This window comes from Lysinibacillus sp. FSL L8-0312 (assembly GCF_038003285.1).
GTDB classification, from domain to species: Bacteria; Bacillota; Bacilli; order Bacillales_A; family Planococcaceae; genus Lysinibacillus; species Lysinibacillus fusiformis_D.
The window spans coordinates 42539-54638 of record NZ_JBBOOV010000001.1 but is presented as its reverse complement, the minus strand read 5'-3'; the positions used below and the strand labels follow the sequence as shown (position 1 = coordinate 54638).

Genomic DNA, 12100 nt, shown 5'->3' with positions numbered 1-12100 from the left:
AACTCCCCAAAAGCTGGAGAGTCTATCTTGAATTGTTATTTCACTGCCTCAATATGTTCAAAGAACGATGGGTAGGATACAGCAATGCATTGTGCATCATCTAATGTTACGGCTCCATCCGAAATTAGAGCTGCAACAGCCCCCATCATACCAATTCGATGATCGCCGTATGTGCGAAGACTTGCACCTTTTAATGGTGTTGGTCCATTAATGATCATTCCATCTTCTGTTGCTTCTATTTGTGCACCTAGCTTTTTCAATTCAGTTACAACCGCCGTGATGCGATCCGTTTCCTTCACTTTTAGCTCCTCAGCATCTTTAATGATTGTTTGACCATGTGCTTGCGTAGCGAGTAAGGCAAGGATCGGAATTTCATCAATTAAACGAGGAATAATGTCCCCCTCAATTGTTGTGCCTGTTAAAGTAGATGTGGCCATTTGAATGGTTGCTGTAGGTTCAGCTTGATTATCCTCATTCGGTGTCACGGTCATTGTTGCGCCCATTTTTTCAAGTACCTCGACAATGCCATCACGCGTTGGGTTAATACCAACATTATTTAATGTTACGTGACTATGCTCACAAATGGCTCCTGCCACTAAGAAGAAGGCTGCCGAGGAAATATCCCCTGGAACAGCAACATGTGTCCCGCTGAGAGACTGTCCGCCTTCAATGGAGACAACGCCATTGTCTACTTCTACCTGTGCACCAAATTGTCGCAGCATTCGCTCTGTGTGATCTCTTGAAACTTCCATTTCTCTAACAATCGTTGTTCCTTCAGCACGCAAGCCTGCTAGTAAAATAGCAGATTTCACTTGTGCACTTGCTACAGGCATCTTGTAATCGATGGCCTGTAGTTTTGTACCTTGTATAGCAAGGGGTGTGTACTGCCCGTCAGCACGCCCTGTAATATGAGCACCCATTTGACGCAGTGGGTCTATCACACGTCGCATTGGTCGTTTGCCGATAGATGCATCCCCCGTCATCACGGAATGAACCGAAGAACCAGCTAAAATACCCAACATTAAGCGTGTTGTTGTGCCAGAGTTACCCGTATACAACACGTCTGTTGGCTCCTGCCAGCCATCCATGCCAGGACTATGAATCGTTACATTAGTTCCTTCGACCTCAATTTGAACGCCAAGCTTCTGGAAGCAATCGATTGTACTTAAACAATCTTCCCCTAGTAAAAAGCCCTCTACTGTCGTTGTCCCGCTAGCAATGGCTCCAAACATGACAGAACGATGGGATACAGATTTATCGCCTGGAATGGTTAAAGTGCCCTGTAAAGAAGGCTTATTGTATTGCAAAATTTTTTCACTCATAAACTTTCTTCCCTTCAATATGAAGATAGAAAGCGCCGAAATACCGACGCTTTCTTATGCTATGAAATATACGTTTCGAAATTTGCTCGTTGTTGGATACATGCCGCAGCACGTTCGCGATCATTTTCGCTTTGGAAGCTAATAACGAGAATACCGAAAACATCTTCACGTGATTCAACGATTCGTAGATTCGTAATACTGATCGCTTCATCCGCTAACAAGCCCGTCACTTCTGAAATAACGCCTGGATAGTCAGGAACATCAACATATAAGTCAAATGGCGTATACATGGCCCCTGCACTAATCGGCAATTCATCTCTCAGCTCTTTGGCAACAGAAAAATAGTTTTCAATAGCCTGTGAAGAACCATCCGTCAGCAGTTCCTTAATGCGAGTCATTTCTTTTTCCCAGCCTTCTAACTGAGTAAGTAGCTCCTCACGATTTTGTAGCGTAATATCTCGCCATAAAACGGGGTTCGAGGAAGCAATTCGTGTAACATCACGAAAACCGCCTGCTGCAAGCGAGCGTGTCATCGGGTATTCTCCATTTTCCTCACCTAATTGATGGACCAATGAGGCTGCGATAACATGTGGAAAATGACTCACCACAGCTGTCATATGGTCATGTTCACTCGCAGATACACTGACTACTTTTGCATGTGTAAATTTTAGCAAACTTTCAAGCTTAGCCATATGAACGATTTCTTCTCCAGCAAGCGGCGTCAGCATATAATACGCATTTTCAAAAAGATGCGCCTTTGCAGCCAACACACCACTTTTATGAGAACCTGCCATTGGATGTCCACCAATGAATGTAATGCCAAGCTCACGTAATTCGCTGGCCTTTTGCATAATTAATTTTTTTGTACTCCCAGTATCTGTTATAATGACTTTATTTTTTAATGGCCATGATTTTAATTGCTCCATCCACACAAGTGTTGCATTAACAGGTGTACCAAAGATAATGATATCGACATCTGCCGCAACAGCCTGCGGATCTGTAACAATCTCATGCACAATATTTAATGTTTTTGCATGCTCACGTGTTTGTGTATCCATATCATAGCCAATAATTTTTGTTTCGGGTGCTTTTTGCAAAGCAAGGGCAATCGAACCGCCGATTAAGCCTAGCCCAATAACGAGTACTTTGCGTGTCATGCAAATACTCCTTGCTGTGTTAATACTTCGTCAAGCTGGCTAAGTAATGCTGCATTTTGTGCCTCTGTACCAATTGTGACACGGATAAACCCTTGTAATCCTAAAGCATTGCCACTGCGGACAATAAAGCCTCTTTTCATCAGCTCTTGGAAGACAACATCACTATCAGCTTGAGTATCAAAGAAAATAAAGTTCGTATCAGATGGGAAGTATTTTAAATTATGCTTTTCACAGAATTCTACATATTGCTTTTTGCCGTTTTCATTGGCTTCACGACATGCTTCAATGTAAGCTTGATCGCTGAGTGCAATAGCTGCCACAGCTTGACTTAAGATTGTATTATTAAATGGTGCGCGAACAGGATCAAGCTTAGCAATAACGCCAGCTTGCCCAATCGCATAGCCAACACGGAATGAAGCTAGTCCATAGGCTTTAGAAAATGTACGTAATAGAAGTACATTCGGATATTCATCAATGATTGGTAACGTATCCTTATGGCCAGGATGTGTTACATATTCAATGTAAGCTTCATCCAACACGACAAGGACATCGCTTGGTACTTTTGCAAGAAAAGCACGTAATGCCGTATCAGGTATGACAACTCCTGTAGGATTATTTGGACTACATACCCAAACAATCGATGTTTGGTCATCAATTGCAGCTGCCATGCTATCTAAATCGTGGGCACCTTCAACACAAGGAATTTTTCGTACCTCAGCACCTTCAATTTCAGCGTTGTGCCAGTATTGAGAGAAGGAAGGATCCGCCATAATCGTATTTACTCCTGGATACAACAGTGCACGCGTAATAATAGCAATAATGTCGTCAGAGCCGTTGCCAAAAAGAAGCTGTGTTTCCTTGACACCTAGATGATTCGCAACAGCTGTACGTAAATTTTGTGCATAGCCATCTGGATAAAGGGCATGATTCACCGCATTATTTTGTAAATAAGCTGTTACCTTAGGTGAGCACCCAAACGGATTTTCATTCGATGCCAATTTAATGACTTCCTTTAAGCCGTATTCACGTTGTACTTCTTCAATTGGTTTCCCTGGCTTATATGCTTGCATACCGTCCAATTGTTGTTTCCACTTCATCTAAAACATCTCCTCTACTTATTTAGCCTGCGCCAAATCTGGTCTTAATTTCACTGCATCGTTGAGATACAAGTGCTTTACATCTTTTTGGGCTACCTCTACGTTCGCATGAATTAATACACGAATACATAAAGGTAAAGCGTTCGGCACATCCATTTCATGTGTACACATAACAGGGACATATTGCCAGCCGTCCATCAAGCGTACTGCACGGGCAGGAAATGCAGAGGTAATATCTGGCGTTGTAGAAATAAGGATTGATGCAATATCATCGATCTCCACATGATTTGCTGCCACAACCTCACGCACTAATCTTGCTGTCTCATCCCATACAAGCTCTGGCCTGTCCGATTCAATTGTTATTGCTCCTCTAAGTCCACGAATCATACAAGCACCTCCGCTAATAACTGTCTATATTCGGCATCTACTTCTCTGCATTCTTCTAAATCAATGGCTCTCACAAAAGGTTTACCTATTTCTTCCAAAAGAACGAACTGTAAAATGCCGTATTCCACTTTTTTATCTTTCATTAAATAACTAGTTAACTGTTCAAATGAATAATCATTCACAGGCTCAAATGGATAGCCATTTTTCACTGCGAACTGTAAAAATGACTTGGTGAAAGCTCGCTCCAGCTTTCCATAACGCTCGCTTAACAATAGGCTATAGACCAACCCCATCATTACGGCTTCTCCATGTGCTACTTTGCCATAACCAGCTGCTGCCTCAATGGCATGTCCATATGTATGGCCTAAGTTTAAAAATTTCCGAACGGACTGCTCTGTTTCATCCTCAGCCACGATTTGAGCTTTCACTTCAATTCCTTTTTTCAGCTGCTTGGCCAGTTCATTTTGATTAAAATGAATCACTGAATCAGCTGTCATTAATTCCTCTAACCAAATAGAATCAGAAATCATCGCATGTTTAATTAACTCTGCTGTTCCTGAACGCACTTCACGTTCGGATAAGCTTTCGGTAAGAGCCGTATCGTAAATAACACCTTCAGGCTGATAAAATGCACCAATCATATTTTTTCCTAACGGATGATTAATAGCTGTTTTACCACCAACTGCAGAATCATGGGCTAAAATGGTCGTTGGAATTTGAATAAAAGGAATTCCACGCATATAGGTTGCCGCAACGAAGCCTGTTAAATCGCCGACAGCTCCACCCCCAAAAGCAAAAACAAATGATTTCCGCGAGCATTTTTGTTCCAATAAAAATGTTTGAGCAGCATTGTATTGTTCAAAGGTTTTACAAGCTTCACCACCAGGTAAAATAAAGACCTCAAAATCATATGGGAAATTTGCCTTGAAATAATCTCCCTGTGCAGCCCAAACATTGCTATCTGTAAATACGATCAGCTTATCTGCTTTTTGAAGTTTATCTGCAAATGCTTGAACAGCTTCAGTTAGAAATTGATGACCGAGAACAACTTCATACTGATGCGATTTTGTTGCAACTGGTACACGCATAAATCAGAACCCCTTTGTATATTGACGATGCTCGTCAATTTGAGCTTGTAATTGAGGTAGTTGATCACTATGAAATTGCTCCAAAATAGCATTCGCTATTTCCCAGGCAATAACATGTTCTGCAACTACAGATGCTGCGGGTACTGCACAGCTATCAGAGCGCTCAACGCTTGCTTTAAATGGCTCTTTTGTTTCGATATCCACACTTTGTAATGGTTTGTATAATGTAGGAATTGGTTTCATGACACCACGTACGACAATCGGCATTCCTGTTGACATACCGCCCTCTAAGCCACCGAGTCGATTCGTTGCTCGTGTGTAGCCCTCTTCTTCAGACCAAATAATTTCATCATGCACTTCAGAGCCTTTACGTCGTGCCATTTCAAAACCTAGACCAAATTCTACACCTTTGAATGCATTGATAGATAGCATGGCTGCTGCTAGTTTCGCATCAAGCTTACGATCATAATGCACATAAGAGCCGACACCTGCTGGCATACCTTCGACAATGACTTCTACAACACCACCGATAGAATCTCCAGCTTTTTTCGCCTCATCAATAGCCTCTACCATTTTGGCAGACGCTACAGGGTCAGCACAGTAACAAGGATCTGCTTCGACAATAGCACGAATTTCTTCTGTTGTTTTTCCTTCTAGTACAGATGTATCTGCCTTAATTCCTACGATTTCAGTCACATGTGCAACAATGGAAATGCCTAATTCATTGAGTAAAGCTTTTGCCACAGAGCCGACTGCTACACGCACAGTTGTTTCACGTGCAGAAGAACGCTCTAATACATTGCGTAAATCACGGTGACCATATTTCATGCCCCCAACTAAATCCGCATGACCTGGACGAGGTCGTGAAATTTGACGCTTAATATCTTCAGGATTAATATCATTTGCTAATGGCTCAGCACCCATAATTTTAGTCCAGTGCTTCCAGTCATCATTTGTTACAACTAGTGCGACAGGAGAGCCAAGTGTTTGACCATGTCGAACACCAGCAACAATCTCTACTGTATCTGTTTCGATTTGCATGCGGCGCCCCCGTCCATGACCTCCTTGGCGTCGTTTTAAATCATGATTAATTTTTTCTGCTGTAATGGGTAAGAGTGACGGTAAACCCTCAATAATTGTCGTTAATTGAGGTCCGTGTGACTCTCCTGCTGTTAAGTAACGCATAAACACTTTCTCCCTTCAACTCGCTAAAGTATGTATTTTTCACTATAACATATATTCTTTAAAAAAACAGTCCTTTTACAAATGTCTTTTCAGTACATCCCATTTCCATCGTTCTAAATGCGAATATTCTGAACGACGTCTATAAAGGAAATCGGTGTACTACTGAAATATGGCGTGCTGAATTGTATCCATTACGCTACAGCATAATTGCCGCTGACGTTTCGCCTTCGATACAACATGCATTTGACAAAGTACTCATTGCACTACTAAAGTGAAGTGCTAAATTTTATAAAAAATACGCCTTTGCTTATGATAAGCGAAAAGCGTATGAAATATCTATGTTTAATACTTGCTTACTATATGTACAAGACTATTTTGGTCATTTGTACAAAGCTTTTCATCCATATTATTAGCTATTTTTCCGATAGAAGAACGTGTCCTCTACATCAAATTCATAACGTGCTGGATTAAAAATTTGCTCTGTTGAGCCAACAAATAAAATACCATCTTTGCGCAGGGCTTTACTAAAATTATTATAAATTTGATCTTTTGCATCTTCTGTGAAATAGATCATGACATTGCGACAAACAATTAAATCATAATGGCTGTCGTAGGAATCATTCAGTAAATTATGTTTCTTAAAGGTTACACAACGCTTAATTTCATCCTTCACTCGATAGTAGGAGCCCTCTTGTTCAAAATACTTTGCTTTAATGTCACTTGGCACCTCTGCTAAAGAACGTTCAGGATAAACACCTAATTTCGCTTTTTGTATGACATTCTCATCTAAATCAGTAGCAATAATTTGAATTTGAGATAAAGGCACCAATTGAGATAATACCATTACTAAAGAATATGGCTCTTCTCCTGTTGAACAAGCAGCACTCCAAATTTTTAAACGCTTATTTGTTTGTAATAGCTTCGGCAAGATTTTCTTTTGTAATACTTCCCAACGCTTTCCATTGCGATAAAATTCAGAAACATTAATCGTCATACGATCTAAAAATTCATTCATTAAATCACGATCTTGTTCAAGTGCCTTTAGAAAGTCTACAAAATTACGATAGCCCTTTTTCTCATAAAGAGAGGTTAATCGTCTTTTCATTTGCGCTTCTTTATATAACGCTAAATCTATTCCTGTTTTGCGCTTAATACCTTCTATAAATTGTTCATAATCAGACATATGGTCATCTTCCCCTCTAGCGTCGTATTTCCATTATAGCGGAAAAGTCCCAATCCTGAAATAGTCTTTCTTGGGTAAGCCAATCTACTTGCTTGCATTTTGTTTTTCTTCTAATAGTAACACTTTCGACTGTTCTAATTCTAGGCGCATTTTTTCTGTTTCTATCGTATACGTTTCCAATCTAAGCTTTTCTAACTCTACTTCTTTCTCAACAGCCTTCAGTTTAATTTTTTGTTGTCTTGTGCGAGCGTCTGTAAAAATCCCAGCTAATGAAATAATGACGCCTCCAATAATCGCTACAATGGCAATTGACAATCCATCCACATCCTTTCGTTACTAAGATTATACGGCAAAATGGAAAAAATAGTTTCATTTTTCAGGGATTTATCTTCTTCCAATACAATATTTTTTGCATTAGTCAGTAGTTGTTCAGATGCACTGATATATAATAAATTTCGCACAAAAAATGAAGGTAGTTTTTCACTACCTTCATGCTAACCATTTTATTAAACTTGTACGCGATACGCCTTTAAATCTTCTCGTAATTTGGCCTTTAGGAATTTACCTACTGACGTTTTCGGTACCTCTTCAATGAAGACGATATCATCAGGAATCCACGTTTTATGGAATTGCTGCTGTAAACTCTCTAGTAGCTCTGCCTTGGTAATCGATTCTTTAAATTCAGGCTTCGCTACCACACAGGCTAATGGTCGCTCCAACCATTTTTCATGCGGAATAGCAATAACAGCAGCCTCAAATACTTTTGGATGGGACATCAATGCATTTTCAAGCTCTACAGAAGAAATCCATTCGCCACCACTCTTAATTAAATCCTTTGTACGATCGGTAATTTTTATATAGCCATCTGCTGTCATCACCGCGATGTCGCCTGTATAGAGCCAACCATCTTTAAAGGCTTCATCTGTGCGCTCATCATGATAGTACTCATTAGCAATCCACGGACCTCGAATCGTTAGTTCTCCCATCGTTTTGCCATCCCATGGCACTTCACCATGTTCATTGACTACCCGTGTTTCAATTAGAGGCATGGTCATACCTTGCGTAATTCGAACATGCATTTTCTCATCAGCTGTGTAGTCTTGCATATGGGTTAAATAGGTGGAGAGACTTACGAGCGGTGATGTCTCGGTCATACCATAGCCTGTCATGTAAGGGATATTGAGTTCTTGTTCAAAGCCTCGAATTAGGCCAATTGGTGAGGCAGATCCCCCACAAACAATTAATCGCATCGATGATAAATCACGCGGATTTTGACGTTGCTCCTGTAAAACCCCTAGCCATATCGTAGGTACTCCTGCCGTCAACGTTACTTTATATACGTCAAATAACTCAAGTAAAAGCTGTGGTGTAAACATCGGACCTGGTAAGACCTGTGTAGCACCAAATGCGACACTGGCAAAAGGTAATCCCCATGCATTAGCATGGAACATTGGGACAACTGGTAACACTACATCCGATTCACAAATAGCAATACTATCAGCAAGGCCAGCCGTTAAACTATGCAGAACGATGCTACGATGAGTATAAACAACTCCCTTGGGCATGCCTGTCGTTGCACTTGTATAGCACATGCCAGCAGGTGTATTTTCATCTAAATCTTCTGGGAATACGAAATGTTCATTGGCCTCAGCGAGCAAAGCCTCATAAGAAAGAGCATTTGGGATGGGGATAGATTCGACTGCAACAGCATCTCCCATAATGATAAAATGTTTTACCGTTTTCAGCTGTGACAAGATTGGTGCAATAAGTGGTACTAGATTATCATCAATTAGTAATATTTCATCCTCTGCATGATTGATGACATAAGCAATGTGCTCAGGTGCTAACCGAATATTAATCATATGCAGTACTGCTCCTGCACATGGGACTGCAAAATAGGCTTCCAAATGTCGATGGTGATTCCAAGCAAATGTGCCTACCTTCATACCTCGCTCCATTCCAAGCTTGGTAAGTGCATCCGCTAATCGGCGCGTTCGTTTAACATATTCTTTATACGTAAACTCATGAATAGTTGTCGCACTTGTTCTAGAATAAATTTTCTTCGAATGAAAAAATCGTTCTGCGCGATTCAAAAAACTTGTTAATAATAAAGGTGTGTCCATCATATGCATTATACCGCGTCCCTTCATACATCAAATTTTGAAACGACCAAGACTACTAGCTGCGACAAACCACTTCAAAAATTAAATATTGTTGTTGTTACTTAGGCTGCATACGGATCGCACCATCCAGACGAATGACCTCACCATTTAACAAACCATTATGGATAATACTTTCAACTAAAAGGGCATACTCCGAAGGTTTGCCAAGCCGCTTAGGGAATGGTGTCATTTGAGCAAGAGCTGTTCTTGCAGGCTCAGGTAACGAAGCAAACATCGGTGTTTCAATTAAACCTGGCGCGATGGTCATCACACGTACACCGATCTCCGCAAGTTCTCGTGCAATTGGCAATGTCATCGCTGCCACTCCACCCTTTGACGCACTATAAGCTGCTTGTCCAATTTGACCATCAAATGCAGCCACAGACGCAGTATTAATAATAACACCTCTCTGCCCATCCTCATTCGACTCATTGTGCTGCATTTTCTCCGCGACTAGACGGATGACATTAAATGTACCAATTAAATTAACAGTGATCACTTTTTCAAATAAAGCAAGGGCATGTACGCCTCGCTTCGAAATCACTTTACTCGCATCAGCAATGCCAGCACAATTCACCGCTACATTAATCTTGCCAAATGCTGCAATGGCCTGCTCAAGACCTGTTGCCACGTCCTCCTCCTTCGCAACATCCACTCGTGCATAGATGACATTTTGCCCTAATTCCTCTACTAGAGCTTGTCCACGTTCATCATTGACATCAAAAACAACCGCTTTGCCACCTCGTTCAACAAGGTGACGGACAGTTGCCTCCCCTAAACCTGAAGCACCACCCGTTACTACCGCTACCACTTCATGATGTTTCATCAAACATATCCCCCTTACATTTTTTCGATGATCGTGGCATTTGCCATCCCCATTCCCTCACAGATTGCCAGTAAGCCGTAACGATAATTTTCTCGCTCCATGCGATATAACATAGTCGTTAACAATTTTGTACCAGTTGCCCCTAATGGATGCCCTAATGCAATCGCTCCCCCATCAGGATTGAGCTTCTTCGGATCTCCACCCATGTCCTGTAGCCATGCGAGCGGTACTGGTGCAAAGGCTTCATTTACCTCATATGTGTCGATATCCTCTATGTTGAGACCTGATCGTTCTAGCGCTTTTCTCGTAGCTTCGATTGGCCCTGTTAACATTAATGTTGGATCAGAGCCTACGACCACTCTTGTCACAATTTTAGCAAGTGGCTGAATACCAAGCTCCTGGGCTTTATCCAAGGACATCACCACTACCGCTGATGCCCCATCACTCATCTGACTTGCATTGCCAGCAGTAATAACGCCATCCTCTTGAAAAACAGTTTTTAGCGCATTTAAAATATCGACGGTTGTTTCTGCACGAGGACCTTCATCAACAGTAAATGTTGTCACTGATCCATCCTCCTGTGGAACTCGAATAGGTAGTATTTCATCTTTGAAATGACCTGCTTCAATGGCTGCGATTGCTCGTTGATGGCTTTCATAAGCATAGCTATTGAGCTGTTCTTTTGATAAAGACCATTGTGAGGCGATTTTCTCCGCTGATAATCCTTGATGGATAATATCATAATTCTCCTGTAAGCGTTTGCCAGCATGTGCATTTTGCATATTTGACCCCATCTGTACCCTTGACATACTTTCCACGCCACCTGCAATGACAATATCCATATCCCCCGCTAGAATGGCCTGTGCTGCAAAATGGACGGCCTGTTGGCTAGAGCCACATTGACGATCAATGGTTACCCCTGGCACACTATCTGGAAAGCCAGCCATCAATAAAGCTGTCCGTGCAATATTTCCCCCTTGTTCAGCTGTTTGCGTTACACAGCCTAATATGACATCATCCACTTGTTCCTTGCCAATCCCTGCTCGCCTTACAGCCTCCTGTAACACATCTGCCGCTAAATCATCCGCTCGAACTTGACTTAATGCTCCCTTACTACGCCCTACAGCAGTTCGCACAGCTGCTACGATTACCACTTCTCTCATATCCATAACCCCTTTTCCTTGTCATCCCTCACAGTTTATTGACAGGCCTATCAATCTATTCCTAACTTAATTATCAGAATATTACATCTTTAATTGTACAGGAGGACAAAGCTTTTAACAATTCTATATCTATCTAGAAATAGATAATTCCCCTATTGCCATACTATCTATCCTTACTTTTTAGGCAATAAAAAAAGCAATCCCAAGTAAATTGAGACTGCCTAATCTATTCTATTCACAAATTAAACTAAATCTTCACCGAAGAATAAGCCGATTTCGCGCTCTGCAGAAGCAAGAGAGTCAGAACCGTGGATGATGTTGTGAGAAACAGTTGTTGCGTAGTCACCACGGATTGTACCTGGGTTACTACCAAGAAAATTGACGATAACTATCGCCTCTGAAATCACTAATATCATGGGTTCTCTGAAATAAACGAAAAAAACTAAATTAGAACCGAGCTTTTACCTTCTATTTAATTAGTAACTATACATTACTTTTAGCCATGTTAGCAAGTAGAAGTGGAAAAATCC

At 41.2% G+C, this 12100-nt stretch carries 11 protein-coding genes and 1 pseudogene; all 12 read right to left on the bottom strand.

Annotated features, from left to right (window positions below):
* Positions 1-35: 35 nt before the first annotated feature.
* Positions 36-1322 carry a 3-phosphoshikimate 1-carboxyvinyltransferase gene (aroA, locus tag MHI22_RS00300; protein ID WP_249646081.1) on the bottom strand — a complete coding sequence of 429 codons (1287 nt, stop codon included), beginning with the start codon at positions 1320-1322 and terminating at the stop codon, positions 36-38.
* Between the two features lie 59 nt (positions 1323-1381).
* Entirely contained in the window at positions 1382-2479 is a 1098-nt protein-coding gene (locus tag MHI22_RS00295) for a prephenate dehydrogenase (RefSeq protein ID WP_036123199.1), read from the bottom strand.
* Positions 2476-3576, bottom strand: a complete 1101-nt coding sequence (gene hisC, locus MHI22_RS00290; protein ID WP_340810782.1) for a histidinol-phosphate transaminase — start codon at positions 3574-3576, stop codon at positions 2476-2478. Before hisC ends, MHI22_RS00295 begins: the two co-directional genes overlap by 4 nt.
* An 18-nt stretch (positions 3577-3594) precedes the next feature.
* Positions 3595-3963: a chorismate mutase gene (gene aroH, locus MHI22_RS00285; protein ID WP_036123206.1), complete on the bottom strand. Its 369-nt coding sequence runs from the start codon at positions 3961-3963 to the stop codon at positions 3595-3597.
* Positions 3960-5051, bottom strand: coding sequence for a 3-dehydroquinate synthase (aroB, locus tag MHI22_RS00280; RefSeq protein ID WP_340810781.1), 1092 nt, complete (start codon positions 5049-5051; stop codon positions 3960-3962). Before aroB ends, aroH begins: the two co-directional genes overlap by 4 nt.
* A gap of 3 nt (positions 5052-5054) precedes the next feature.
* A complete protein-coding gene (gene aroC, locus MHI22_RS00275; RefSeq protein ID WP_340810780.1) occupies positions 5055-6236 on the bottom strand; it encodes a chorismate synthase in 1182 nt (393 codons plus the stop codon).
* 409 nt (positions 6237-6645) lie between these two features.
* Positions 6646-7419: a CheR family methyltransferase gene (locus MHI22_RS00270; protein ID WP_036123217.1), complete on the bottom strand. Its 774-nt coding sequence runs from the start codon at positions 7417-7419 to the stop codon at positions 6646-6648.
* Positions 7420-7503: 84 nt separating this feature from the next.
* The gene (locus MHI22_RS00265) at positions 7504-7734 is read right to left on the bottom strand and encodes a hypothetical protein (protein ID WP_016994411.1); all 231 of its coding nucleotides are present in this window, start codon (positions 7732-7734) and stop codon (positions 7504-7506) included.
* A gap of 191 nt (positions 7735-7925) precedes the next feature.
* Positions 7926-9551 carry a long-chain fatty acid--CoA ligase gene (locus MHI22_RS00260; RefSeq protein WP_036123224.1) on the bottom strand — a complete coding sequence of 542 codons (1626 nt, stop codon included), beginning with the start codon at positions 9549-9551 and terminating at the stop codon, positions 7926-7928.
* An 88-nt stretch (positions 9552-9639) separates the two neighbouring features.
* Entirely contained in the window at positions 9640-10407 is a 768-nt protein-coding gene (locus MHI22_RS00255; RefSeq protein WP_340810779.1) for a 3-hydroxyacyl-CoA dehydrogenase, read from the bottom strand.
* Between the two features lie 14 nt (positions 10408-10421).
* Positions 10422-11570 (bottom strand): thiolase family protein, encoded by a 1149-nt coding sequence (locus MHI22_RS00250; RefSeq protein ID WP_340810278.1) that lies wholly within the window; start codon positions 11568-11570, stop codon positions 10422-10424.
* A gap of 242 nt (positions 11571-11812) precedes the next feature.
* Positions 11813-12001: pseudogene (locus tag MHI22_RS00245) on the bottom strand (nucleoside-diphosphate kinase); the annotation flags it as partial.
* Positions 12002-12100 lie beyond the last annotated feature (99 nt).